Annotated in this window: 26 protein-coding genes and 1 pseudogene; 15 read left to right on the forward strand and 12 right to left on the reverse strand. The window is 39.3% G+C overall.

Annotated elements, in window-relative coordinates:
* Nucleotides 1-234: 234 nt before the first annotated feature.
* Nucleotides 235-1653 (reverse strand): amino acid permease, encoded by a 1419-nt coding sequence (locus BM126_RS16680; RefSeq protein WP_090990562.1) that lies wholly within the window; start codon nt 1651-1653, stop codon nt 235-237.
* A gap of 284 nt (nt 1654-1937) precedes the next feature.
* Here BM126_RS16680 and BM126_RS16685 point away from each other — a divergent pair, with 284 nt between their 5' ends.
* Nucleotides 1938-2780 carry an STAS domain-containing protein gene (locus BM126_RS16685; protein WP_090990563.1) on the forward strand — a complete coding sequence of 281 codons (843 nt, stop codon included), beginning with the start codon at nt 1938-1940 and terminating at the stop codon, nt 2778-2780.
* 282 nt (nt 2781-3062) lie between these two features.
* Nucleotides 3063-3392, forward strand: coding sequence for a hypothetical protein (locus BM126_RS16690; RefSeq protein WP_090990564.1), 330 nt, complete (start codon nt 3063-3065; stop codon nt 3390-3392).
* A gap of 61 nt (nt 3393-3453) precedes the next feature.
* On the opposite strand, the gene BM126_RS16695 is transcribed toward BM126_RS16690, so the two are convergent.
* The 3 genes from BM126_RS16695 to BM126_RS16705 all read right to left on the reverse strand — a co-directional run bounded on the left by BM126_RS16695 (nt 3454) and on the right by BM126_RS16705 (nt 6219).
* Nucleotides 3454-4329, reverse strand: coding sequence for a proline iminopeptidase-family hydrolase (locus BM126_RS16695; protein WP_090990565.1), 876 nt, complete (start codon nt 4327-4329; stop codon nt 3454-3456).
* Nucleotides 4330-4973: 644 nt separating this feature from the next.
* A complete protein-coding gene (locus tag BM126_RS16700; protein WP_090990566.1) occupies nt 4974-5462 on the reverse strand; it encodes a hypothetical protein in 489 nt (162 codons plus the stop codon).
* Between the two features lie 331 nt (nt 5463-5793).
* Nucleotides 5794-6219 carry a DUF4064 domain-containing protein gene (locus tag BM126_RS16705; RefSeq protein WP_090990567.1) on the reverse strand — a complete coding sequence of 142 codons (426 nt, stop codon included), beginning with the start codon at nt 6217-6219 and terminating at the stop codon, nt 5794-5796.
* Nucleotides 6220-6742: 523 nt separating this feature from the next.
* Between BM126_RS16705 and BM126_RS16715 the strand changes: the two genes are divergently transcribed.
* From BM126_RS16715 to BM126_RS16725, 3 genes are all read left to right on the forward strand, one after another.
* Nucleotides 6743-6946 (forward strand): spore germination protein, encoded by a 204-nt coding sequence (locus BM126_RS16715; protein WP_177201468.1) that lies wholly within the window; start codon nt 6743-6745, stop codon nt 6944-6946.
* A gap of 104 nt (nt 6947-7050) precedes the next feature.
* Nucleotides 7051-8028, forward strand: a complete 978-nt coding sequence (locus BM126_RS16720) for a carbohydrate kinase family protein (RefSeq protein WP_090990570.1) — start codon at nt 7051-7053, stop codon at nt 8026-8028.
* 163 nt (nt 8029-8191) lie between these two features.
* Nucleotides 8192-8632, forward strand: a complete 441-nt coding sequence (locus BM126_RS16725; RefSeq protein WP_071349743.1) for a peptidylprolyl isomerase — start codon at nt 8192-8194, stop codon at nt 8630-8632.
* 163 nt (nt 8633-8795) lie between these two features.
* Here BM126_RS16725 and BM126_RS16730 read toward each other — a convergent pair whose 3' ends face one another.
* Nucleotides 8796-9344, reverse strand: a complete 549-nt coding sequence (locus BM126_RS16730; RefSeq protein ID WP_371261470.1) for a DUF6141 family protein — start codon at nt 9342-9344, stop codon at nt 8796-8798.
* Nucleotides 9345-9776: 432 nt separating this feature from the next.
* Here BM126_RS16730 and BM126_RS16735 point away from each other — a divergent pair, with 432 nt between their 5' ends.
* Nucleotides 9777-10151 carry a nucleotide excision repair endonuclease gene (locus tag BM126_RS16735; protein ID WP_090990572.1) on the forward strand — a complete coding sequence of 125 codons (375 nt, stop codon included), beginning with the start codon at nt 9777-9779 and terminating at the stop codon, nt 10149-10151.
* Nucleotides 10152-10190: 39 nt separating this feature from the next.
* Here the strand turns inward: BM126_RS16735 and BM126_RS23000 are convergent, their stop codons facing one another.
* Nucleotides 10191-10322 carry a hypothetical protein gene (locus tag BM126_RS23000; RefSeq protein ID WP_256213156.1) on the reverse strand — a complete coding sequence of 44 codons (132 nt, stop codon included), beginning with the start codon at nt 10320-10322 and terminating at the stop codon, nt 10191-10193.
* A 240-nt stretch (nt 10323-10562) separates the two neighbouring features.
* Here BM126_RS23000 and BM126_RS16740 point away from each other — a divergent pair, with 240 nt between their 5' ends.
* On the forward strand, nt 10563-10928 hold the full coding sequence (locus tag BM126_RS16740) for a transcriptional activator HxlR (RefSeq protein ID WP_090990573.1): 366 nt from the start codon (nt 10563-10565) through the stop codon (nt 10926-10928).
* Nucleotides 10929-11418: 490 nt separating this feature from the next.
* Here the strand turns inward: BM126_RS16740 and BM126_RS16745 are convergent, their stop codons facing one another.
* Nucleotides 11419-11703 (reverse strand): hypothetical protein, encoded by a 285-nt coding sequence (locus tag BM126_RS16745; RefSeq protein WP_090990574.1) that lies wholly within the window; start codon nt 11701-11703, stop codon nt 11419-11421.
* 321 nt (nt 11704-12024) lie between these two features.
* Between BM126_RS16745 and BM126_RS16750 the strand changes: the two genes are divergently transcribed.
* From BM126_RS16750 to BM126_RS16770, 5 genes are all read left to right on the forward strand, one after another.
* Entirely contained in the window at nt 12025-13290 is a 1266-nt protein-coding gene (locus BM126_RS16750; protein WP_090990575.1) for an ABC transporter substrate-binding protein, read from the forward strand.
* Between the two features lie 97 nt (nt 13291-13387).
* Nucleotides 13388-14278, forward strand: a complete 891-nt coding sequence (locus tag BM126_RS16755) for a carbohydrate ABC transporter permease (protein ID WP_090990576.1) — start codon at nt 13388-13390, stop codon at nt 14276-14278.
* 6 nt (nt 14279-14284) lie between these two features.
* Nucleotides 14285-15115 (forward strand): carbohydrate ABC transporter permease, encoded by an 831-nt coding sequence (locus BM126_RS16760; RefSeq protein ID WP_090990577.1) that lies wholly within the window; start codon nt 14285-14287, stop codon nt 15113-15115.
* Nucleotides 15116-15131: 16 nt separating this feature from the next.
* Nucleotides 15132-16895, forward strand: a complete 1764-nt coding sequence (locus BM126_RS16765; protein WP_090990578.1) for a glycoside hydrolase family 2 protein — start codon at nt 15132-15134, stop codon at nt 16893-16895.
* Between the two features lie 183 nt (nt 16896-17078).
* Nucleotides 17079-18290: an ROK family transcriptional regulator gene (locus BM126_RS16770; RefSeq protein ID WP_090990579.1), complete on the forward strand. Its 1212-nt coding sequence runs from the start codon at nt 17079-17081 to the stop codon at nt 18288-18290.
* A 168-nt stretch (nt 18291-18458) separates the two neighbouring features.
* On the opposite strand, the pseudogene BM126_RS16775 reads toward BM126_RS16770, so the two are convergent.
* Both BM126_RS16775 and BM126_RS16780 read right to left on the reverse strand, forming a co-directional pair.
* A pseudogene (locus BM126_RS16775) lies at nt 18459-19082 on the reverse strand (LrgB family protein).
* A 714-nt stretch (nt 19083-19796) separates the two neighbouring features.
* On the reverse strand, nt 19797-20417 hold the full coding sequence (locus tag BM126_RS16780) for a LysE/ArgO family amino acid transporter (protein ID WP_090990581.1): 621 nt from the start codon (nt 20415-20417) through the stop codon (nt 19797-19799).
* 196 nt (nt 20418-20613) lie between these two features.
* Here BM126_RS16780 and BM126_RS16785 point away from each other — a divergent pair, with 196 nt between their 5' ends.
* On the forward strand, nt 20614-20823 hold the full coding sequence (locus BM126_RS16785) for a hypothetical protein (RefSeq protein ID WP_141770092.1): 210 nt from the start codon (nt 20614-20616) through the stop codon (nt 20821-20823).
* A gap of 526 nt (nt 20824-21349) precedes the next feature.
* Here the strand turns inward: BM126_RS16785 and BM126_RS16790 are convergent.
* Nucleotides 21350-21823, reverse strand: coding sequence for a DinB family protein (locus tag BM126_RS16790; RefSeq protein ID WP_090990583.1), 474 nt, complete (start codon nt 21821-21823; stop codon nt 21350-21352).
* An 842-nt stretch (nt 21824-22665) separates the two neighbouring features.
* On the reverse strand, nt 22666-23193 hold the full coding sequence (locus BM126_RS16800; RefSeq protein WP_090990585.1) for a shikimate kinase: 528 nt from the start codon (nt 23191-23193) through the stop codon (nt 22666-22668).
* 281 nt (nt 23194-23474) lie between these two features.
* On the opposite strand from BM126_RS16800, the gene BM126_RS16805 reads away from it, so the two are divergent.
* Complete coding sequence (locus tag BM126_RS16805) at nt 23475-24272, forward strand: phosphotransferase (RefSeq protein WP_090990586.1); 798 nt, start codon at nt 23475-23477, stop codon at nt 24270-24272.
* 141 nt (nt 24273-24413) lie between these two features.
* On the opposite strand, the gene BM126_RS16810 is transcribed toward BM126_RS16805, so the two are convergent.
* Entirely contained in the window at nt 24414-25193 is a 780-nt protein-coding gene (locus tag BM126_RS16810; RefSeq protein ID WP_090990641.1) for a hypothetical protein, read from the reverse strand.
* A 240-nt stretch (nt 25194-25433) separates the two neighbouring features.
* Between BM126_RS16810 and BM126_RS16815 the strand changes: the two genes are divergently transcribed.
* Nucleotides 25434-26303, forward strand: coding sequence for an STAS domain-containing protein (locus BM126_RS16815; protein ID WP_090990587.1), 870 nt, complete (start codon nt 25434-25436; stop codon nt 26301-26303).
* Nucleotides 26304-26658: the final 355 nt, after the last annotated feature.

A 26658-nucleotide genomic window follows, 5' to 3' on the forward strand; every position in this document is an offset into this window, starting at 1 on the left:
CCCGCTCCCGAGAGGCTTTTTATCTTTTTAAATACTGCTAAAACTTAGCTCTAAAGGCGGAGAACTCAGGTGGCGTTCCCCCGGGCCTCCTGACAGCTTGTATTGCACTTGTCCGGATGTAAAGCTAATTCCTCAGGAGCAGTACATGTTCCAATCTGCCATAAATTTTTACAAAGCCTATTGAGCATAGGTTACATCGTTCAGCTTCAGAACTCAGCCCCTTTCGCTTAATGTTCATGCAGAAAGCTTTGTAGATGGGGCTGGAGCTGCTTTTGGTTTTATCCGTTTATAAAAGACAATGCCGCTGGCAAGCAGTGCCATTCCAAGTATGAAGGTTTTAAGGTCAGCTGTACCTGCATAGATGACCCAAAGGGAGTAAATTGTCGATAATCCTGCTATGATACCATCTTGTATTCTGCTTTTTAGTGTTTGATAGGTTTCACCAGTCAGCACCAGTTTCAGCTGAAATACGGAAGAAATAAAATAAGGAACAAGGTAAGATAGTGTCGCAATGATAATAATAAAATCAAAGGCGGAAGAGATCGTATTAGATACGGTAGAAAAAATAAACAACTGTCCCAAAATGTTATTAACAACCAATGCGAATACAGGAATTCCCTTTTTATTCACTTTCATGAAAGCAGGCAAAAACAATCCCTGGCGTGCTGCCTGATATGGCACCTCTGCACTCAGCATCACCCAGCCGATGGTTGAGCCGAATAAGCTGATTAATCCGATGCCTGCAAGCACTTTTCCGCCCCAAGGGCCGCAAATGGCCGTCATTGCATCTATTAAAGGCTTATTGGAAGAAACAAGCACATCATTTTGCAATATACCCATAACTAATGTACTGATGCCAATATAAATGGCAAGAGCAACAAGCATGCCGAGTGTAGTGGCTCTTTTAACATCCAATTGCCTTTTGGCCCGTGATGCAAAAACAACAGCAGATTCCACGCCGATGAATGCCCAAAGTGTTTTGACAGCGGCGTGGTTGATTTGGCCGAAAATCCCGACTGCCTGTCCATTTTCACCGGTGATTGGAGCTGAAAATGGAGTTAAATTAGCTTTTTGGAAAGCAAATAGTCCGATAATAATGAAAAGAAGAAATCCCGCAACCTTTGCTGCTGTTGCCAGGAAGTTAAGCTTTCCAGCCGTTTCAAGCCCTTTTAAAATAATGAAGTGAACTCCCCATAAAAGGATGGTGCAGACTGCAAAAGTAATGGCATTTCCAGTCTTTAGTGTAAAGCTTCCTACTGAAAATAAAGATTTCTGATTCACCATGACTGGAAAAAACGTGCTCAGATAGCCGGCAAATGTGGTGACTATGGCAACATTTCCTGCCCAGTTTCCTATCCAATAACCCCAGGAAGACATAAAACCTGATAGTGTTGACGCTTGAGAACCAGGCTTGAAAAGTTCCTTTGCATAAATTTGAGGACCTCCGGATAATTGGGGTTTCCGAATGGCAAGATTTCCAAATACAAGGGCAGTCATAAGCACGCCTAACCCAGTAATCAGCCAGGCAGACATAACTCCGGCTGGGCTTGCAGCTTCGCTTAATGAACGGGGCAGCATAAATATGCCTGAACCCACCATATTTCCGATGACAAGAGCTGATAAAATCCAAAATCCAAGTTTTTTATTATTCATCTGTCTTCTCCCTTTCTAAGTGTTTTTATCGTAAGCAGCAGGAGATTTATCAATTTGGTTCAAATAGTATAGTATATGGTTTGAATGAGTGTGAATTTATTCATTTACCTGTAATAATATACGGCGCTGATGCTTTTAAGTCAATGGAAATATTTTAGTCTGGCAGAGTGATGAAGGAATGAAGGGGATATTGGCAGAAAGCTGCAGGGCCAGCGGACAGGTCAATCAGTGGCTACTCTATAGTCAAATATGTTAAAATGAATGTACATATTAGAGGTGATATGATGAATTTGATAAATCTGGATAAGCAATTGCAAAGAATTACAGACACCATTTTAAGCAATAAAGAAGATCTTGCCTTGGAGCGGAAAAATGATAATTCAGGAACATACACTGTAAAAGCAAATGAAGCTTTGAAAAAATGGAGAGAAAATTTAATAGAAATATATGCAAATTCTATTTTTAAAGATAAGCAAAATACATTTGAACAGCTGAAAAAGTGGGGAGACAATGTAGTCCATCTGCTTGTAGACATGCAGCTCCCGCTGGATTTAGCCATAGAAGAGGTGCGGTATTACCGGAAAACCATAGGTGTAATAATAAAAGATGAATGTATTGCCTATCAATTTGATTTAAATTCCTTTTTTGAAATTATTTCCAGGTTTGATTCAGTCGTAGACCAGGCTATACACTGGCTGAGCCTTTCTTATGCCAGGAGCCATGCTGCAAGCTTGATTGTGGCCGAAAAAGCGGTTTATGAACTTTCCATTCCGCTGGTTCGGGTCACTGAGGAAATTGGTGTTCTTCCCCTTGTGGGAGACTTGGATACCAGAAGAGCTCAGCAGCTTATGGAGCGGGCCTTATCGCTGGGAATGGAATATAATTTAAAGGTCATCATTATCGATTTATCAGGCGTACCTATTATCGACACCATGGTTGCCGACCAGATTTTTAAAGTCATCGCTTCCCTGAAGCTTATTGGAATTTCAGCAAGATTAACTGGAATCCGTCCAGAGATTGCACAAACCATGGTGAATCTTGGTATAGATTTCAAGGATATCCATACCTTTTCCAGTCTGCATCTTGCCGTTAAAAATATTATAACAATACAGAAAGAAGAGATATAAACAAAAAAGCTGACATTTTTCCTGTCAGCTTTTTTGTTTATCAAATTTAGGCAGCATAGAGATTCCTGCTATCTAAAAAAAACCTTCATAGCAGGTTCCTTTTAAACGGATTTCTTTAAAAACTGGGACAGGGGGGCCATTTGCCCCATACATCATGAATGAAGCCAAAAGCTCAATTCAGCGACAGAATTAATAGTAAAGTATGTTTCATAATATTTTAACAAACTGCCGAATAGGATGTAGTAAGAGTTTTTTTCATTTCAGGAAAGCAGGTATCGGTAGATGAAGGGGAAAATACATCGGTGCAATTGCCAGCAGTTATGGTCGGTTCAAAACAGAAAATCTAAAATTACAGCCCAAACGGTGCTTCTTCAAGGTGAATGGCTTACTGAAGTGAAACCTTGGAGAACATCTAACCCAAAAGGCTTTGTTTCGACGCCTTACAGCGAAAATATTATAATAAATCCTGCGGATGAACTGCTGGAAAATTTCGAACAAGAGGAAAAACTGTTATATGATAGGCAAAGAGTTTGGTTTAACCTGACAGCAGGAGAGCATTTATATTTTGCCAGTGACGGATCCTGCTATGTGCTGAAAATCAAGACAACTTGAAAAATTTAATCGTAAGAGCAGGCCATATTTTTACTATAACAAAACCGGCCTGCTTTTGTTTTTATTTTTCAACATATTTTAAAAATTCTTTAACAGCCCTTAAATAATCTTCATTTTCCTCAAGATATGGCATATGTGCGCTTTTTTCAAATACATGAAATTGTGACCCTTCCACAAGTGTATGGTAATATGCCGTAGATTCAGGTGTTGCTTCATCATATCTTCCGCAGGTAAATAGTGCAGGTATGCTGATTTCATGAAGTTTTGATGTTACATCAAAGTGTTTCAGTGTGCCTGTCGGGGAAAATTCAGAAGATCCCCACATGCTTGTATACACTTCATTGTTCGATCCTTCAGAGCTTTTCTTTAAAACTGCCGGCCATGGTGATATCCGGCATACAAATTCCTGGTAATAAGCTTTCATCGCTTTTTTGTATTCTTCTGATTCTGTTGTCCCGTTTTCTTCACAGTATGCGAGGGTATTCGTAATTTCATCTGGCAGCTTTTTCAGCAGCCGTTCGGCATCGCTTTTCCAAAGCTTTGCACTTAGGCAGGGGCTGGAGAATATGACACTCTGGACTGCGGCTGGCTTTCGTTCTAATAAATAAGCAGCTGCAAGCATTGTACCCCATGAATGTCCCAGGAGGTGGACTTGGGTGAAACCGAGAGCAGTAATGACACAATCAAGTTCCTCGATAAATCGGTCCAAATTCCATAATTCAGGCTCTGAAGGCCGATCTGACTTCCCGGACCCCAGCTGATCATAATATATAACTGGTCTATCTGCAGTGATTGCATCAAGAGCAGTCAAGGGATCATGTACAGAACCAGGTCCGCCGTGGAGAACTAAAAGAGGGGTACTGCTGCTGTCTCCGCCGGCTATACGATACCAGACTTTGCCCCCTGGTACTTCTATAAATCCTGCATCAATATTCATAATATCCGCTCCTTTACCTTTTTTTTACTTTGCTTTGGCAATCCATTACCAATGAATTTTCATTCAAATTAGATTAATGTTTAAAATTTGCCTTCACAAGCTCAAGTGTTTTTTCTTGTCTATTTCTCAGGTTTTCAATTCCGTCAAATAGAAGCTGTTAGAAGTACAGGTTTGTGTAAAGGGTATTTCATAATTTAATTATGTAAACTTGTTATTCACCGGAGATATGGAAATGTTCTTTTCTATCATAACAGGGAAAACTTTAAGAAGACAAGCAGGAGAGAGTATGTAAAATCCAGCTGTTTTTTAATGGCTTTTCGTAAACGTTGCAGCTATGAAACCGATAGCTGATTTCCGCTCCAGGATGACCGTTCCCGCGGGACGGGCGGGTGAGCCTTCCCCTGCCTGCGGGGTCTCACCTTACCGCTAATCTAAGCAGGAGTCTCGCACCTAACGCTCCAATCAACCTGACTTAACTATGGGACCGCCCCACAGTACACATAAAAACACAATATTCCTTAAGAAAAGAGCCTTTTGAATTGAAAAGAAACTAAATAATAAAAAAGAAAAAGTATTTGGCGGGCAGATATTTTATTTTTATTACCCCGCAATATACTTTTTCTTATAGCCTTGATGTACAGCGGTTAAATCCGTGAGCTTTGCTGCGGAAGACGATATCTTAAATCTGATGTTAAAAAGACGCCAACAGGAGGAAGGCTTTTGCGTGATTGAGCTAAAAGTTTTTTTCCAGCCTCAGGATAAAGTTTTGTATTGACATCAGCCGAAGCCACCCATGTGCCAGATTGCCCTGCTTGAGGCGATGGCTGCTTCATGACGAGACGGCCGCTTAAGAGAAAATGGCGGGTGCTGATAGGAGCGTCATCAAACATGGTAAGATTTCCTGTGAAGAAGGCATATGGAGAATTAAACGTGATCTGAAGATTTCCTTCATTCCAATTCCCTTCGATGGGCTGGGGTTGGCCGCGGAAATTGATTGTGCCGCTTACCTTGCGGCCGCTAATCGAGTTAATAGTGAGAAAACCCCAAATGACTGGCCTTCCGGCGATGTCAGCATGTATAGACCAATTCGAGGGTGAAGGCAGGCTGACATTCGATGCTTGAGGATTCGGCAAATGTAATCTCTCCTTTTAAAAAACTTGGTTAGGCAGTAGAACGCTACATTATATGCAGCATGCAAGAAAAGATTTATAAGTCTTTGCTTTGGGCTGCTGTGAGATCATAAACAATCCTGGAAGTGATTCTGGAAATGAGCATATCATCTCGTAAAAAGAGACCCCTCAGTTCAGACTGCATTACGAAGCATTGTCCTTCACTTGAATGCTGATTCTTCCCACGGATTTGCTTCCTGATTATCCAGGGGAATAAATATAAGCCTCTTGCCAGCAGGTGCGGCAGAGGCTTTCTTACTTTTCAGAGTTATGCAGACTATTTATTAAAACAACTTTAAGTTTGAAAATTAGGGTTATTATCTTTCTTGGCAAAGGTCAGAATTCCTGCAATTAAGAACAAAAGAGCAGGAAGGAAGCCGACTCCCAATGAGATAAGCCCAATAGCCGCAGTTCCTATTAGAAAGCACGATCCAGCTGCTTTTATTCGCTGCTTTTTAAGAAACAGAAGCCCCGCCAGGCCAGCGCCTGCTCCTAATATAGAGGAAATTGTAAGCATCCAGCCCATTTTATTCACTAAAGAAAGTGTCTCATTCAGATTAGCAGTATCAATGGAAGGGTTGCTTGAGACCGCTGTGTCAATTCGATTTTGCAAAATATCCGTATTAATATCGATGACCAGCATCAAAATGCCTAAAAGGGCTAAAAGTACAGATAAGACAATCCCTATGATTCCTAAAATAGATTCAGCTTTTCGTTTCATTCGTTGATTCCTCCTTTATGACTGTTTTAAAGCGTGGAACGGTTTTGTTTTTGATGGCGATTTGAACGGAAATTGAACTCATGAAGCTAATCAGCAAATCTTATAGAATGAAATTTTCTGATTATAACCATAATTTTACACCACCAAATTTCGTAATAAGATTTGATACTGTCAAAAGATTTCAGCAAGGGAAGATTCCGTTTCAGCAGCCTATGATGAGTTTTGATTTTGGCTGTCCAAGCATGTATATGCAAAACAATGGGGAAGTATCATTACTTGTATGATTTTTATAAATATACAGACATGTTCATCAAACAGATTGTTAAGTTGTACATACACTAATGGAAAGGCTCTTTTCTAAAAAATGCTGTTTATTAATGCTTCTATGAGGCGTTCTCATTGTTAAAGCTAAAGGAGGCTCACCGCCTGAACTAAGAAAGCGAGCATTCTGGAGAGGAATCAGCCATCGTGTTCCATAGCAGCAAAGTTTACGAAATAGCCAATGAAAAAGAAGGGGAATTTTATGAAAAACAGCATACAAGTTGAGAATTTTATTGTTAATAAGATTTCCGGAAATGCGAATATCAATTTTGGCCGAACAGTCCAAAACAGCCATACAGCTAATTTTAAAATTGCTGGCTTATGCCAGACATTCGGGAGTCATTCACCAGTGTATTTCTGCACGAAAACGTTCATTTCTGAATTTCTAAAAAAAGTGGACGGATAAGCAATCCTGAAAATATTTTTGGTAAAAGCTCTGTTAATTTACACATATGAATATTTGACTTATAGTTGTACCTAACAAAAGAATATTCAGGCGGGGTGTAAAATATGGGAACATTATTTTCAATCGGTGAACTGTTAATTGACTTTATCCCAATTCAAAAAGGGAGGGAGCTTAAAGACGTAGCAGCATTTGAACGTGCTCCGGGCGGTGCTCCTGCAAATGTCGCTGCTGCAGCAGCTAAATGGGGAGGCAGGTCATCGATGATTACCAAACTCGGTGAAGATGCTTTTGGAGATTTCCTGCTTGAAACTTTGAAAGAAGCAGGTGTAGAGACAGAGTATATCAAAAGGACACATGAAGCCAATACCGGCCTTGCATTTGTATCATTGAGGGAAGACGGGGAAAGAGACTTTTCTTTTTACCGCAAACCATCTGCAGACTTGCTTCTTAATAAAGATGAAATAAGCGGTATTGTCTATAACAAGGGTGATATACTTCATTTTTGCTCTGTTGATTTGGTTGAAAGTCCTATGAAGCAGGCCCATTTTCACGCGATTCAGCAGGCGAAAACTGCAGGAAGTTTAATCAGTTTTGACCCAAATGTGCGCCTGCCTCTTTGGGATGATCCTGAAGAGTGCAGGTCAGCTATCCTAGATTTTATCCCGATGGCACATATTGTGAAATTATCTGATGAAGAATTGGAGTTTATTACGGGAATATCAGATGTTGAACAAGGAATTGCTTCTTTATTCAAAGGAGATGTACAAGCTGTAGTATTTACAAAGGGAGGCAGCGGTGCAGACCTGTATCTAAAAAACAACCAATTCACTTCAACCGGGTTTGCTGTTGATGTTATGGATACAACAGGTGCAGGCGATGCTTTCATAGCAGGACTTCTTTATAAACTTTTGGAACAAAAGGCAGAATGCGGGAACCTCGGACAAATATTTGCAGACCATCATAAAGAAATCCTGGATTTTTCCAATGCTGCAGGTGCACTTACAACGACAGGAAAAGGTGCTATTTCAGCACTTCCAGACAAAGCAAATATTGAAAAGCTTATCCGCGGAAGGGCATATTAAGCGTTTTTTTGGGAGAATGGATTGTTAAGGTGTGGTTTTTTTGAAATACATTAAAAAAGAGTTTTTCAAACAGTATTCTTCCAAAGGAAGGCTCTAGACTTTTCTTTCCTCGAAAAATAATGGTATTATAGGGACTGATTCAATTATAAAGGAGATGTTTTTAATGGCTAAAAAAGGATACATATTGATGGAAAATGGAGAAAAAATCGAGTTTGACTTGTTCCCTAATGAAGCGCCTAATACGGTAGCAAACTTTGAAAACCTTGCAAATTCAGGATTTTATAATGGAGTAATCTTCCACCGCGTCATTCCGGGCTTTGTCAGCCAGGGAGGAGATCCGACTGGAACTGGAATGGGAGGCAGCGGCACTACAATCAAGTGTGAAACAGAAGGCAATCCCCATAAGCATGAAGCAGGGAGCTTATCAATGGCACATGCAGGCAAAGACACTGGATCAAGCCAATTTTTCGTAGTACATGAGCCACAGCCGCATTTGAACGGTGTTCATACTGTATTCGGAAAAGTGACGTCCGGACTTGAAACAGCAAGAAACATGAAAAACGGAGACAAAATGGAAAAAGTTGAAGTTTTTGATGCTGAATAATCCGAGTTAATAAGAGGGAGCAGATGCTTCCTCTTTTTTTAGGCTGTTTCCGTAAACTTTTCTGTATTGGAACAAAGGGTGGATTTCCGCACAGCAATTTCATTACGAAACAGCTGTATTCAATCGATAAAAAAATTTTACTTAGAAGAATTACGAAGGTTATTTATTTAGGATTACCTATGGAAGATAAATCTAATGCCTTTTTGAGTTCATCAGAATTTTTTGAGCCTATTATCACAATGTCTCCAGAAGTTAACCTTAATTCGACACCCTCGCTCCCTGTAATATTATAAAGGCGTTCTCCATTTAGATTAATGCGAATCCCCCAGCCTCCAAAACGTATTAGCGAACTAAAAGAAACACTTTTATAATCCCGAATACTTTGAAAATGAAAAACCCGGTATCCAAAATGGAAGGGGACAAATTTTATATATAACCCATCTATACGGACTTCAGTTATTAACTTAACTTGGGACGCTAACAAGGGTATTATCAGACCAAACAAAACCCAAGCTATTACCAACTCAATATCCGAAGCCGGTTTGTCTCCGAATTGAATTCCATAAATAATCTGCTGGATAAACCCCCACCAAAAAATGCCTGAAACAAAAATTATCACTATGATATATAATAATTGTCTTGGTCGTTGAACTTCCCGATATAAAACAGAATCACAGTCTTTACTAATTTTTATCCACTCCTTTCTTGTTATAAAAAATCTGCTCTTTTAGTAAGGCTCTATTCTTAAAGATTGTTGTTTTTTTATATATTCTGTGAGGCGATCCTGTTGTTTAACCGGGTTGATTGGAGTGTAAGGTGCGAGACTCCTGTGGGATTAGCGGGAAGGTGAGACCCCGCAAGCGCAGCTGAGGAGGCTCACCGCCCGCCCCACGGAAAGCGAGCATCCTGGAGCGGAAATCAACCCCTTGTTCAATAGCAACAAAGTTTACAGCCTTTAGTTAAAAGGCTACTATAAAATAAAATACCACAAAAAGTAAAAACTGTGTTATTAAGGCAGCAATAATCATTACGAAAAGATCCTAAAGAAAAAACCTTTTATGAAGGAAAACCTTTAGGCGCGAATGGATTTTCATGCTGTCATGTGTTACTATAAATCCTTAACTAATAAGAGGACGTGAACAGATTGATAAAAATACAAATACCACAAACCGATATTTCAATTAAACAAAGGAAGCAGCAGGCAGAAGAGGGAGAACATGAAATACCAAGCATCTGCGGCTTTATTGATCTTCATGAAATACCAAGGGACAAAGCCGGTATATTCATGTTTTTCAATAAAGATGACGAGCTCCTTTTCACAGGGAAAGCAAGAAAGCTGCGCCAGCGTGTAAAAAAGCATCTTGAAGATTCAGTTTCGCCAGTAAAAAACCATCGTGCTGAAATTTACAGAATTGATGTATGCATTGTGGATGATCCGACAGACAGAGAAATATATGAAACCTACATTATTAATGAATTAAAAGCGAAATACAACATCGATAAAGTATTTTTCAGATAATAAAAAAACCAGGGAGATGCTAAGGCATCTCCCTGGTTTCTATTCATCGATTGTTTTATTGTTTGACAAAGGCGCTTTATCTGCTTTAGGCTTCCAGTTTTTCAGTTTTCCATTCAAATAATCTTTTAGAATGTAACGTTTCTTTTTACGCTTTCTCTCTCGATTCTTCATGGAAAGTCACCACCCTTTTTTGAAATCGTTAAAGGTGTTGCCTCTTCATTATACCTCTATTTCATATCCTGCTTAAAGTTTTTTGTATTTTCTTTTGTCTCTCAGCTGGACAATTGAACCTATATCCTTATCCCGGAACACGTCCCTGATTAACTTACAAAACTGGACAATTCAAGGGGCAGTTCTTATACAGCGCCATAATCGCTGTTATATGGTATCATCATAGCTGGAGGTGCAGATATGTCCCGGATGCAAGATAAAATGTTTAACTGTGAAAAAGAGCTTACTCTTTCTGTAATAGGCGGAAAGTGGAAAATGCTGATACTGTGGCATTTGGGGAAACAGGGAACAAAGAGGTTCGGTGAGCTTAAGGCCCTCATGCCCGGTATAACCCAAAGAATGCTTGTTAATCAGCTTCGCGAGCTGGAAGAAGATTTAATTGTTTCAAGGAAGGTTTATCCAGTCGTCCCTCCTAAAGTGGAATATTCGCTGACAGAGCAGGGCTGGACACTTATGCCAATCCTTGACTCCATGTACAGCTGGGGAAAAAATTATATGGAAACAGTACTGGAAAACAGTATTGACACATCAAAGTCAATTAAATAGATAACAAAGGAAAATCTCTGCATGCGGAGATTTTTTTATTTTGGCTTTGTTAAATCATTTTTGAGATTTGCAAAAGGGCATAATTGAAGGGCAGGAGAGACTGCCGCAGAAAGTGAAGAATTATAGTGATTCAATCAGCCGGCCAGTATTAATCTTTAAAGACTTTTTATCGCCCTATTGATAGGCAATATATTTTTATTAGGCTATTTTCGTAAACTTTGTTGGTATGGAACAAGGTGGCTGATTTCCGCTCCAGGATGCTCGCTTTCCGCGGGGCGGCCGGTGAGCCTCCTCGGCTGCGCCTTCGGGGTCTAACCTATTCCGCTAATCCCGAAGGAGTCTCGCACCTTACGCTCCAATCAACCTGACTTAATACCGGGATGCTTGACAGAACATAAAAAAACAACAATCTTTAAGAAAAGAGCCTTTTATTAATAGCAGGCAGTATAATCACCATAAAAAAGAAGCCCTTAAGAGCTTCAATGGCATTTTAAAGCTGGAATTTCTGTTTTTGCAGAAGGTAACAGTTTATAGCTTCTTCGGAAATTGTTATTTTCTTGGCAATGTAGCCTGCTGGATTTTCTGTTTCATCACCCTGCTCATCTTTAAGAACCGTACAAAGCATAGAAGAAATTCTAGTTAGATGATCTATGACATTTAATAATTCTACTTCTGTATCACTAGCATTTGACATGGTTTCCCAAGTAGATATTAGTGAATGAAGATTATCAAGCCTTTTGGCTGCTGTTTGGAGTTCAGAAAAAGAGATGTTCATATTTAACGGCCTCCTTTTTTGATTTGTAATTATTACTATTCAAAAAGATAGGGATACATTCTTATTTCAGGAATAATAGAATCTTTTATTCTGTTTTAACAAAAAAGTGGCATAATAAAGCAAAAGTAAAGCAAAAGTAAAGCAAAAGTAAAGCGCAGTACTTTGCTAAAAAAATGAAATGAAAACGTTGACAAAATATTAATCCAATAATAATATAAATGAGAATAGTAAATTAATTAATTTAATTAACTATCATTTTTTAAGAGATTTCGGCAAAAAATTGTTACATAGTAACTTGAATTTGGCAAAGGGGGAGAAATAATGAAGAAGAAAAAATGGATGGGTCTTGCTTTAACTGCAGCTCTTGCTCTTGGTTCTCTAGCTGGATGTTCAAGCAAGGATGACAGTAATGGACAGTCAGGAAGCGGGGAAAAAATTACATTCTGGGCTCCATTTTCTGGTGCGGACGGTCCGCGTATGAAAAACATTGTGGCCAGCTACAATAAATCGCAGTCAAAATATCAGGTGGATATGCAAATTGTTCCGCAAAATGATTATTATAAGACGGTGGATTTAGCTTTCTCAGGACAGAAGAATACACCTGATGTATTAATTATGCATACAGACCAGCTGACAAATTATGCAGACAAGCATTTATTGAAGGATATTAAGGATATAGCAACAAAAGCAGACCTGAAAGAAGAAAACTATTCTGATACGGCATGGAAAGCAGGTTCCATAAAAGGCAAGCAGTATTCAATTCCTTTGGATATACATCCTCTTATCATGTATTACAATAAGGATTTGTTTAAAGCAGCTGGACTTGATCCTAATAAGCCGCCGGTTAACCGGGAAGAATTTGTTGCCGATGCGAAGAAACTGACAGACACTACTAAAAACCAGTATGGATTTGTTGTTCCTACATTATGGCCGAATCAATTTATATATCCTACTGTCTTTTTCCAGAATGGGGGAGAATTGCTTAAAGACGGCAAGCCAAATTACAACAGTCCTGAAGGTGTAGAAGCCTTGACCTTTTTAAGTGATTTAATCAAAAAAGATAAAGTATCTCCTGCAAACGTTCAGCAGGACGGTGAAGTCACACTGTTCCTTCAGGGCAAAAATGCAATGCAGTTAAACGGACCTTGGATGATGGAGCAATGGGACAAAGCCGGTATTAATTATGGTGTAGCTCCTGTGCCGCAGCTGGGCACAAAAGAAAAAGCCGTGTATGCTAATGGCCATAACTTTGTTATCCCGGCTTCTGTGAAGGATACCAAGAAATTGGATGGAACTACAGATTTCTTAAAATATGTAGCAAATAACACAATAGAATGGGCAAAATCAGGACAAGCACCGGCGTCTAAAGCGATTTACGAGCAAAGTGAAGAATTCAAAAAAATGAAGCAGCAGCCACAGGTAGCAAAAGAATTCGATTATGCCAAATTTGCCCCGCGCATTGATAACTGGGGACAAATCTCTGATCCATTATGGGCAGAAGTAAATCTTGCACTGCTGGGCAAGAAAGATCCTAAAAAGGCTTTGGATGATGCCAATAAAAAAGCTGAGCAAATACTGAATAAATGATGAATGAGGGAGGTGAACAGATTGATGTCTGTTTATCTCCCCTCATAATTTAGTTCCAAAGCAATTGCTGTCATATTAAGGAGAGGGGGAGAGGCAGATGCAAAAAACCACCTGGAAATCACAGCTCACATCGAGCTTGTTTGTACTACCATATTTCCTGCTGTTTATCATATTTCTGTTAATTCCAATTGTTTATGGAGCATGGATGAGTTTGCATAACTGGGATTTATTAGATCCCGTTCATAAGTTCGTTGGTTTTGCAAATTACGCAAAAATATTTGATCCTTCTTCCTATGTAAATAAATTATTTTTTGAAGGCCTTAAAAACACGCTTCAATTCGTAGTTTACAGTGTACCATTATTAGTTCTCATCGGTCTTGGCCTGGCATTGCTGGTCAATACTCTTCCTGGGAAAATAAAAGGCCTCTTCAGAACCTTTTATTTTATCCCTTATTCTGTTTCTGTTTCCGTTGTCGGTATCATCTGGCTGTGGCTTCTTGACACAAACAGCGGCTTGATCAATCAATATCTGCAAAAAATGCATATACCCGGCATCCCTTGGCTGACAGATATGCCTTGGGCCTGGATTTCCATTGTTGCCGCAACACTATGGTGGACAATAGGATTCAATATGGTAATTTTTATCAATGCACTTAATGATGTTTCCGAGGAACTCTATGAAGCTGGTTCTTTGGATGGTGCTAATCGCTGGCAAAGATTTCGCCATATAACATTGCCAAGTATTAAACCCACGATGATATTTGTAATCATTACTTCCACTATTGCTTCTTTTAATGTCTACGGACAGCCTTTCCTGATGACTAGGGGCGGACCTGGTACATCCACAAAGGTCCTTTTAATGAACATTGTGGATGAAGCATTTAAACAAAGGCAATTAGGCACATCTGCTGCCATGTCATTAATGATGGCACTGATTATGATCATTATTTCGGTCATTCAGCTAAAAGTTACCAGAGGGAAGGAGTAGATTGGCATGCAAAAATGGTTTAAACCCCTTATTGTCATATTGGCAATTATAATTGCGCTGCTGTTTTTAATCCCGCTCTTTTGGATGCTGGCTACTTCTTTCAAAAGTGACCAGGAAGCATTTACAGCAGGTATAAAGTGGCTCCCGAAAGTATTTACTCTGGAAAACTATCAATATAGCATGGGGGGAGAAAATTCAGACACCCCAGTTCTCCAGTGGATGGGCAATTCCCTTTTCGTCGGTATAGCCGGGACGCTTATTGTCCTTGTTATTGATACCATGGCTGCCTATGGACTCGCGCGTTTAGACGTTCCATTTAAAAAACTATTGATTGGATTGTTTATCGGTTCTTTAACCATTCCATGGGTCATAACATTTTTGCCGCTTTACATGGAATTTAATAAAATGGGGCTTCTGGATACATATGCCGTATTAATTCTTCCGTATTCAGCAAATGCCTTTGGTGTATTTCTGTTATTTCAATATTTCAGAGGATTCCCCAAGGAATTGGAAGAGGCAGCATTTCTTGATGGCGCAAATAAATGGCAGGTATTCATGAAAGTAGTATTGCCATCCGCAAGGCCAGTCATTTGGACTTTAGCCATCTTTACATTTATGGGGATTTATAATGACTTCTTATGGCCGCTTGTTACAACGAATTCTCCTGAAATGAGGACAATCACAACAGGAATAGCAATCATGCAGCAGGGAAGCTTTGTTTCCTCGCCTGGTAAACTAATGGCCTTGACATCCATTGCAACCGTTCCGGCAGTCGTACTGTTTATTATCGGCCAGCGCTCCTTTATTAAGGGAGTTACACAATCAGGAATTAAGTAAGGAAGGATTGAAAAACATGACTATACCTCGTAATGAATATCCAAGACCGCAGCTGGTCAGGGAAAATTGGTTAAATTTAAACGGTCAATGGGACTTTGCCTTTGATGATGAAAATCAAGGACTATTAAAACAATGGTATAAGGATTTTCCAATGGGGACTGAAATCAAAGTACCCTTTGCATACCAGACCGAATTAAGCGGCATCCACGATTCCTCTTTTCATGATGTTGTTTGGTATCATAGAGTTTTTTCTGTTCCTGATGAATGGAAAGAAAAGAAAATCATCCTTCATTTTGGTGCAGTGGATTATCGTTCCTGGGTGTATATTAATGGTGAAATGGCTGTTTTTCATGAAGGCGGAAATACACCGTTCTCTGCCGATATCACGCACCTCTTAGATGGACATTCCGGTATGAATGACCTGACAGTCCGTGTTGAGGATCCTTCTGAAGATGTTACTATCCCTAGGGGAAAGCAATATTGGCATGAAAAGTCTGAATCTATTTTCTATACAAGGACTACAGGCATCTGGCAGACCGTCTGGATGGAACCTGCAGATACTTCGAGAATTGACACATTACGATGGACTCCCCAAATTGACCGGGGTGACATTGAACTTGAGTTTGAAATAACAGGTGACCTGCCGGAAAATCTGAATTTGACTGCAGAGATTTCTTTCAATAATGAAAAAATCGTATTTGACCAGACACATGTGGTTAACTCCTACAATAAACGCAGTTATAACCTTAGGAACCGGTCTACAGACCGAAGCAACATACATGGCCCGGGCTGGTACTGGACCCCGGAAAACCCTAACTTATTTGATGTAACACTGATTTTAAAAGACGGTGAAAAGATTTTAGATAAAATTTACAGCTACTTTGGAATGCGTAAGGTATCGATTGAAAATGGAGTATTTATGCTCAACAATATGCCATATTATCAAAAGCTTGTACTGGATCAGGGATACTTCCCTGGAGGCCTTTTAACAGCTCCTGATGAAGATGCCTTAAAGAAGGATATCGAGCTTGCAAAGGAAATGGGCTTTAATGGTGCCAGAAAACACCAAAAAGTTGAAGACCCCCGCTTTTTATATTGGGCTGATAAGCTGGGTTTCCTTGTTTGGGGGGAGATGGCCAATGCTTCTGAATACAGTGAAGAAGCTGCAAGGCGCCTGGCGACTGAGTGGTTTGATGTTGTAAAGCGTGATTACAATCATCCATCCATAATTGTCTGGCTTCCTTTAAATGAAAGCTGGGGAATATCAAGAGTGGCATATGATAAGCAGCAGCAGGCACATGCTACCTCGATGTACTGGCAAACTAAATCAATTGACCAAACACGCCCTGTTCTATCTAATGACGGATGGGAACATACCATTTCAGATATTTGCGGTATTCATAATTACAGAAGTGCTGAAGAAATGGAAAAGGCATACACCTCAGCTGAAAACGCCGTTAGCACAACACCGGCTGACCGTGTCATTTATGCAAACGGTTTCTCTTATGGAGGAGAGCCTATTCTGATTACAGAGTATGGAGGAATCGCCTATAAAAAAGACCAGCAGGACGGATGGGGATATTCTGCGGTGCAAACTTCCGGCGATTTAATTGAAGAATATCGAAAAGTCACTGAAGCTTTATTTAAAAGTCCGGTTATCCAGGGTTTCTGCTACACACAATTAACAGATGTAGAACAGGAAATCAACGGATTGCTTACATATGATCGTGAACCTAAATGCGATTTAAGCAAAATAAAAGAAATCAATGACCATAAGTAATGACAAAACCTTGTGTCTAAAGTGCACAAGGTTTTTTTAGAAATCCTGTTATTAGTTTTTCATAAGTAATTGCCACTTTTACAGAAGTGCAGTATCCTCAGAAAGGGACTTATTTTCTGATAACACAGGTGTTCATTGCTTCAGAATATAATTTGGCTAATAAAAGAAAAAGGTGTGATAGATATGAATTATATTCCGAAAACAGGAAGCTTTGAAGGAATGAAATTACTGAATCAATCCATCGTCTTAAATGTGATTCGCTTAAGAGAACCAATCTCTAGAGCAGAAATTGCGAAAATAACAAAGCTGACACCCCCGACAGTAGGGTCGCTCGTAAATGAATTAATCGATCAAAATCTCATCACTGAGGAACAATCAATCAGTTCGAAAGCAGGGGGAAGAAGGCCCATAATGCTTCGAATTAATTATAGTGCACATTTTATTATAGGCGTATATGCTGCTGCTGAAGTCATTAGTGTTATCCTAACTACAATGAATGGCAGTGTAATTTTTGAATACAGGAAGGAAATCAATAAGCTCCCTTCCACAGAACAATTTATGCACATGGTTAAAGAATGCATCCAGCATGTGCTGGATGAAACCTCTGCACAGCGCGATCTTATAATTGGTATTGGTTTTGCTATGCATGGCCTTGTAGATCCCGAACAAGGTCTGGCCATTTTTTCTCCTCACTTGCATCTTGAAAATATTCCCATAAAAGAAATTTTGGAAAAGGAATTCAGCTTGCCTGTAATGGTGGAAAATGATGTCCGTGCTTTGGCATATGCAGAAAGCTGGTTCGGGGAAGGAAAGGGTGTCTCTGATTTTGTATGCCTTAGTGTCGGAAGGGGAATCGGTTCAGGGATCTTCATAAATAATGATATTTATAAAAGCTCATATAATACTGCAGGGGAAATAGGGCATACCATTGTAGATATTAACGGGCCCCGCTGCCAGTGCGGCAATAATGGATGTCTTGAAGCATACGCTTCTGAACTGGCTATTATCAAAAAGGCAGAAAAAGAATCGGATCCCGAAAGTGATACGATTTTGCGTGAGTGGAAAAAGGACAGCGAAATTACTGTCAAGATGATTTTTAAGGCAGCAGGAGATGGAGATCAACTCGCACTGTCCATACTGGAGGAAAGTGGCAGATCACTGGGACTGGCTACGGCCAATTTAATTAATATACTAAAACCTTCAAAGATTATCCTGGAAGGCAGCGTTTTTGAAGAAGGTAATTTTATATTGTCGCCTCTTAAAGATATGATTGGAAAATATTCATTCAGTCGTTCAAATGAAGAAATTCCCGTCGTCTGCTCAAAATTAGGAAAAAAGGGAATGGTCCTCGGTGCAGTTACCATTATCCTGCGTAAACTGTTTGCAGCTGAATAATGATCTTTGACTAATAGCTCTCTTCAAAAGTTCATTACTGGTTTATATGAAGGGCAGTAGCTAAAAGAAAAACATCTCTTTAAAAATGCCGGGTCATGATACAGGAAGAACCTTATAAGTGCAAAGATGTAAAGAGGGTCTGTGTGCCCCCCGGCAGCTGTCCCTGGTTTAATGGAAAACAACAGAAACAATTATAATGCTGATAATGGCAGCCATTACAATGGCCAAGCTGGCAAATTTACCTTCCAGTTCTCCAATTTCATAAACCTTTGATGCTCCTGCACCGTGTGCTCACATTCCTAGCAGCAGTCCCATTGCCTGAGGAGTCTTGATAGAAGTTAACCGGATTAATACTGGCCCTAACATGGTTCCGGTCAATCCTGGAATGATGACAAATACTGCTGTCATGGCAGGTGCTCCGCCAATGGACGACGATATATTCATAGCAATTTGAGTGGTGATTGAACGTGGGACAAGGCTTTTTATAAGAAAAGGGCTGAGTTTCATCCATTGTGCCAATAAGAATGAAGAGCTAATTGCCGTAAGCACCCCGACGGCCAGGCTAAGAATGATTTCAGCTCCATGTTTTTTCAGCAGCTGAAAATGTGTATGCATAGGGACTGCAAAAGCGACAGTGGCTGGCCCCAATAATTTTGTCAGCCACTGAGCCCCTTCATTATAAGCAGAATATGAACTATGAAATGATGTAGGCAGCTGCAGACTCCGGATATAATCTCTCCGGCTGACTGAAAAAGTGAAATAAAAATGATTTGCGGCACTTTGCATAGCCATTTCATTTTATAACCCAACTTTCTTTTTTTATGTGAAGAAGTTCACAAGAGATGCGGTAGTCCTTTTAAATCTTTTCATTAATCATGTGATATAGATACACAGTTTCAAAGTGAACGGTAGCTTGATGTCTGATTTTCCTTCAATAAAACTATTGAGGAGCTTTAATAGAAATTACCATAATTCTGCTGTTACTAATGTACTCTTATTTCTGATATTCGTAAAATACATATAATATATAAAAACTATTCATTTAGGTAATGAGTGAATGAGCAGGAAGCCTCTTTGGTGTTTTCGTAAACCTTTGTTGCCCTTGAACAAGGGTTTGATCTCCGCTCAGGATGCTCGCTTTCCTCGGAGCGGCCGGTGAGCCTCTAAAGCTGCCTGCGGGGTCTTACCTTCCCGCTAATCCTACAGGAGTCGCGTACCTTACACTCCAGTCAACCCGGTTTAACAACGATATATTTCTACAGAACCTATTAATAAACAACAATCTTTAAGAAATGAGCCTTTCTTTAAGATTGTTGTTTATTAATGAATTTTTCGAGGCGATTTCATTGTTATATCTGTTTTGAATGGTGCGTTAGGCTGCAGCCCTAGTTTCATAGTAAAAAGTTTAAGAAAAGAAATAGTCAAAAGGAATGAGAAATGTTTTTCTTTCACTATAGCTTTTTAAGTGATTCAGTGAGTTCGGGCTGCAGATCTCACTAGATAAGTTTATATCTGTTTAAAAAGTAAAATACAAAGATAAATGGCAGTAGTCCACATGACAAGTGCAGAAGCTTTGTTAAGCAGGTTCAGGAAATTCCCCGATGGATCCATTTTGCCTGTTAATCTGCCGGCTATGCCTAGTCCATTGAACCAAAGCCAGGAAACCAGGATGCTTGTAAAGCCAAAAGCCAGTTTTGATGCCCCGTCATAATGCATGGAGCTGGTACCGATCACTCCGGCTGTATCCAGTAAGGCGTGAGGATTCAGCAGCGAAACAGATAAAGCAAAAGTTATCTGTTTTTTAGCACTTAATTTTACATCAGTGACGCTATCAGCTTGTTTAGATTTGCTTTTCCAGGTTACAAACCCCATAAAAATCAAGAAGAAAATGCCCCCAGAATAAAGTGCAAGCTTAATAGGGGTGTATTCGAAAACCATGACGGAGACACCCAGTATTGACATTGAGATGAGCAAGGTATCACATATTGCGGCTGTGAAAATGGCAGGCAAAGCTTTTGAAAATCTGGGCTGAATGGCACCTTGATTAAATACAAATATATTTTGGACTCCCAATGGAAGGATTAAGCCAAATGACAGGATAAAACTATGTATCATTGCTGCAAGCATAAATGAACCTCCGAATTTTATGATGCTTATAGTGTAAAGGATGGATGGGGATATGTCTTTAAGATAATAAATAAATGTAATCGAAGAATAAAAACACTTTTATTTCCTAAAATGAACATAAGGAGAAAAATCTAAAGCAGGTGAAAAAATGGAAGTTAGTCTTGAAGTTTACATGAACAGCAAGGGAGGAAGGTTTATGAGAAAAAGCTCTTTTTCAGTAAAGCCCTCTGATTATAAAAAAAATCCTGATGAAGCGGCTGCGATTGCTGCATATGAGTGGATTCAGAGGATTAAAGAAGAGCATACAGAATTCACTGTAGAGAAAGTAATGTACAATGGTGAGCATGACATCACCAGGATTGTCAAACAGCTAAAGCCTGTTTTTCCGGATAATCTGCCTTTTTAAATAGCATGCAGTATAGGGAAGGGAGCAGCCGCTGATCTAATTACCTGCCCGTGTTTGGCTGATAGGTAGTTTTTTATGAAGGCTGTTTTCGTAAACTTTGTTGCTACGGAACAAGGTGGTTGATTTCCGCTCCAGGATGCTCCCTTTCCGCGGGGCGGGCGGTGAGCCTCCTCGGCTTCGCCTGCGGGGTCTCACCTGTTCCGCTAATCCCGCAGGAGTCTCGCACCTTACGCTCCAATCAACCTGACTAAACAATGGGATGGCTTCAAAGAACACATTAAAAAACAACAACCTTTAAGAAAAGAGCCTTTAGGAAAGAAATAAATTTTTTTTCGTTCCTCTGAATCTCTGCTTTTCTATAGCTTCTGATACGTTTTAATATTCAGTACCAATATAATAAATAGAAAAGGCAGCCATGAAAAGAGGCTGCCTTTTATGAAACGCTTAGTAAAGTTCTTTCTGGATGTTCACCAATATTGGAGCAATGCAAAAGTGGGCATTGGTTAACATACTTTCAATTAATAAATTATTGTGAAGTTATTTTTCTGTAAATGAGTTTAATTGTTTCGATATGCATTGCTTCATGAAAGAAACTAAATAAGAAAGCTTCTCCGGATGTATAAAGGCTGATACCTGCTTTATTTGTAAATGGTTCAGGTAATTTTACATCCATGCTGCTTTCAAGGAAAGAGCGGATTCTGCTTTTTTGCTTTGAAAGTTCATCAGCAATCTCTGCCATTGATGGCGGGGTATCCGTCCAGTCAGCGGGCTTTGAACCGGCTTTGAAAAATTCTTCATATTCTTTGGGCAGGCTGCCATCTTTGCCTAATATCCCAAAAACAAGTTTTTCCTGAATAAAGGCAATGTGCCCGAAGTTCCATCTGATGCTGTTATTAAATCCCTCTGGGACAATATCTGCTGTTTCTTCTGGGAATTTTTTTATCAAGTTCTCAGTAATGCCCCGAACGGTTTCCATGTGGCGGAAAATCAAATCTTCCAAAAAAATCCCTCCTGATAATTAGGTTGTATTCAATCCTGTCTGCAAGATTGAATATAACATAATGACGAATTCATTCAAAAGAAAAAGGAAGGATCTTTTCTTAAAGTTTGTTGTTTTTTTAATATGTTCCATTGTTACTAGGTTAATTGGGGCGAAAGGTGCGGGACTTCTGTTTTGATTAGCGGAACAGATGTGCCTAATTAAGCGCAGCCGAAAAGACACACTGCCCGGCTAGTGTAATACTGGCATCCTGGAGCGGAAATCAGCCAAAAAAAGAGAACCGGGTTAGTGAGTTTTTATGTAATTACATTGGAATATTCTGTATAATTAAGAAGCTGGCCAATCATGCAGGTTTAATACCTGCTGGGAACCTCTATGCAGTGCTTACATAGTGTGACTTTGGCAGGGAGCATGAAAAAGTTCTGGAATACATACTTTAAACGGCGGGGTGTCTTTATGCCTGATTTAAGCTTTGATGCTTCAACTTTCTGGATAACACTTTTTACTTTTATTCTGATTATCTGCTGTTTTTATTTTACCCTTACTTTTTTCCAGCATTTGCGCAATGGAGAGGAGCGGGAAATTAAACAATCAAAACAAGCAGCAGTAATATGTTTTGCATTGATGTTATTACTTCCTATCTTTTATACTTTGATAGTTTCACGATAGTTATCACAGATACACTAATGAATGTAAAAATTAATGAAGTATCGCAAGAAGGCCGAAATACCCATATATAACTTTCTGCAACTGAAAAAAAGCCGGTGATATATCGGCTGCCATTTATTTAAAATTATTTAATAGCGGGAGCAAGGATAGCCCATTGCCCCCGCTAATAACTGCTATTCTATTATTTTTGCAATGGCAGCTGCTGTTTCTTCAGGGTCCAATGTATCAGCAGAAATTTTCTTATGGTGATAGTTGTATATTTCCTGGCGTGCTTTAAACAGCTCGAAGATTTGGTCCATCGATTTGTCTTGAAGGACAGGCCTGCTGGCGATAATTAAAGGAATTCTTTCTTGCCAGCTGTCCCAGGACATTTCAATAAAAATTACAGTGCAATGTGCCAGGCAAATATCCCGTATTTCTTTCTGCAAAAAAGCTCCGCCCCCGACAGAGATAATGTACATCTCTTTTTGGGTTAACCGTCTTATCATCTCTTTTTCTTTTTCACGAAACGTCTGCTCACCGAATTTACTGAAAATCTCTGAAGCCGGCATTTGAAATTCTTTTTCTATTTCTTCATCAATATCAACAAAATTCCTGTGAAGCATTTCAGCCAGTTTTTTGCCGGCTGTGGTTTTGCCGGCACCCATAAATCCTATTAAAACAATACTTTTTACCCCCGCAGGGATTATATTTTTTATCATTCAAAACCCTCTTTTCCATATTCCATCAGCACTTTAAAGTAATAAAAGTATAGTATATCCTCTGGATTTTGTAAAAGCCTTAAGTGATAAAAATTATTCCTGTTAAGTGAGTGATTAATAATTTTAAAAGATAACATGTTTCAGCCGAACTGGAAACAGGAAGGTAACCAGGAAGCACCGATCAGCATTTCAATGTGCTGCAGATGTCCAGGCGTTGATGTGCAAAGAAAAATACATCTCTATTGGGGTAATCAGTGTGTCCCAGTACTGGGGGAATATTAATGAAAAGTCATAACCAAACTGAAGAATTGTTAAGTGGAGGGAATATTTCAAACGTATACCGTTCGGGAGATACTGTTAGACGGGATTTAAAGCCAAATAGTCCAAAAATTCATAAGTTATTAAAGCATTTGGAGAACAAGGGTTACAGTAGTGCACCAAAATTTTTAGGTGTTGATGAAAAAGGAAGAGAGATATTAACATATATTGAAGGTGAAGCTGGTAATTATCCTTTACAAGGATACATGTGGTCAAATGATGCCTTAATAGAAATAGCGAAAATGCTTCGTCATTATCATGATGCTGTGAGTGACTTTCCTTTATCAGATGACTGGGAACGGATGGATCAGACTCCAAACAAAATAGAGGTTGTATGCCACAATGACTTTGCCATATACAATATTATTTTTAATCACAAAAGACCAGTGGGTATAATTGATTTCGATGCTGCTGGTCCTGGTCCAAGAATTTGGGACATAGCTTATACTCTTTACACTTGCGTTCCTTTAAGCAGACATTATCATACCGAAACAGGTGAGGCTGTTATTTATAATTCTTCACTAGATGCAGAAGGTAAAAAACAAAGAGTTAAGCTATTTTTTGAATCTTATGGAATTGAAAAATTGAAAGAGGATTATTTAGAGATGGTGTTGCTGCGGTTAGAAGGAATATGTAAACACATGATAAGAAAAGCCGGTGAAGGTGACATTGCTTTTCAAAAAATGATAGAACAAGGACATCTTGAGCATTATCAAAAAGATATTCAATTTATTCAAGAACATGGAAAAGAGTGGACGTAAGGGAGGATTTCATTAGCTGGCTAAAGGCTTTAAGTAAATATAATAAAAGTAACCTTTGAAAATACTTGAAAATGCAGGTGGGCAGCGGCAAGCTTTTGTCATATTAATAAACCCGGCTATACCCATAGCCGGGTTTTGCATTCAATCTTTGACAATCTTGGAAGGGTTATTAATTTTATATTTAGCTGGCACATCCAGGATGAATTCTTCTTCAGCGTCTTTTCCCTTAGGAAGTGTTTTAGCGACAATTTTTCCGTCAAAGGAAAGTGATTCGCCAGGTGAGAGCTCAAATTTTTTCAGGGTTTTGCTGTAGGAGCACCAGGCAATTCCCGCTTCTATAGGTTCATCCTGCTGAATAATAACATTTTCAAGTATGACAACTTCCTCATTTTCTTCTTTAAAATGATTATATGAAAGAGCAAATTGTTTTACACGAGCTGTAAAGTGGACCTTCTCTTCAGGTAGCTCAAGTTTGGGTGTTTTCTCTTTTTTAGATGAAGGAGAGGCAGCGTTAACCGTTTTTTCCTTTGGCGCCGTTTTAGCAGGCGCAGCCTTTGCACGGACTGGCTTAACTGTTTCTTCATCAGGAGATTCTTTGGTTTCCTTCCCGAAATTAGGAGACTGCATGTCCTTTAGAAAGTCTGGGAAAATGCATGTCAGGTTTCCATCCTGAAATTCAACAACGAGGGTATTATATTGGGCAGTTACACCGAATTCCTCATAGCCTTTAATTGTTACAAGGCGCTGGTAAGTTTTATCCTTATACCAAAATTCCCTTTTTACTTCTTTGGTGGAGCTTAGCCCCCATTCTCTCACCTTTTCCTCGTAGTGGGACTCATCTGTGAAGATTATGTATTCTTCTTTTGGAGGTATATAGCCCGTTAAGCTGGAATCTTCAATATGCGGCAGGGTGATTGCCATAATTTCCATCCCTTTCCTTCTATTTAAATTGGAATTGTTCACAACAATCTTTTATATTACGTATTGCTTGTTTAATTGACTCTTTATCTCTTACAATAGAACAGAAGAATATCCTCATACTCTTACTTTACATTGTGCATTCATTTTAACATGCTTCAATTAAGAATGGTAAATTTACATAACTGATGTTTATGGTGTAAAATTTTTCAATAATATATTCAGGATTGAAGCTAGGTACAAATGACTCTGCAAGCATACTCTGGTTTCAATGCGAATGTAAAAAAACATTTCCGTAATTTTGATGAAGCTTCATCAGCCATCCTTGGTTTAATGAGCCGATTTATCGGAATCAATACCCTTTTCATAGCAAAAAATGATAAAAGCACAAATAACATTCTGAAGGTCATAATAAACAAAAAAAATCTTTTGCTTGAAGCAGGATCATCTTTGCCATTTGAAGAAACTTTCTGCAAATTGAGTGTGGATAATGGGAGAGAGCCGCTGATCATTCCTGATTTAACGCGCAGCGAGTTAACAAGAGATCTTGGTGTCACAATGAATTTGGGCGGAGGCTCTTTTATTGGCAGCCCGATTTATTATGAAGATGGCGAAAATTATGGAACCATTTGCGGACTTGATTCCAGAAGCTATACGTTTACGGAGGAACACCGGGAGCTTTTCTATCAGATGGCTTCGCTGCTTTCATATGTGCTTGAGCTCGATAAAGCACATAAGCAGATTGAAAACCTTTCTGCCCCCATCGTTCCGCTAACTAATGGAATCGCTATATTGCCAATTATCGGTGATATAGGGGAAGCACGGGCAAATTCGATTATTGCAGCTGCACTTCAATTTACTCAGCAGGAAGATTTAGAGTTTTTATTAATTGATTTGTCCGGCATATCTAAAATTGATGAAATGATACAGAGTTACTTATTAAGCCTGGTGAAAATGCTGAGGCTTGTTGGGGTGGAACCAATATTGACAGGATTCCGGCCAGAGATGGCGATTAAGACCGTTCAATTGGATGCCGAAATGGGAGATGTTAAAATATTTTCTAACCTTAAGCAGGCGCTGGACAGGATTGGCATTACATTTAAAGCAAAGTGAGTACAGCGGAAGCAGGTTTGCTTCATTTAAAGAATAGACAACAATAAATTAAATATTGATGAACAAAAGCCTGACTCCCCGAACTCGGGCTTTTTTAAATGCCAATAGGCTGTTAAGAATTTCTTAAGGTTAAGGCCGTACACTATATTTATTAATGTGAATTATCTGGGATGTAGGAAGCTTCGATGAGAAGATTAGCCAAAGGAAAATGGAATTCCTGATGATATCTGTTTTTCTGAATTTTTATACTCCGAAGAAGGCAGGTTCCAACCGTTAATATAGCCTAGCGGTGAAAAGAATGATGCCAAATTAACGGAATGTGAATGGAAGAGCAGCAAAAAATCAGGCATGTTGC

The organism is Bacillus sp. OV322 (assembly GCF_900112495.1).
GTDB lineage: Bacteria > Bacillota > Bacilli > Bacillales > DSM-1321 > Peribacillus.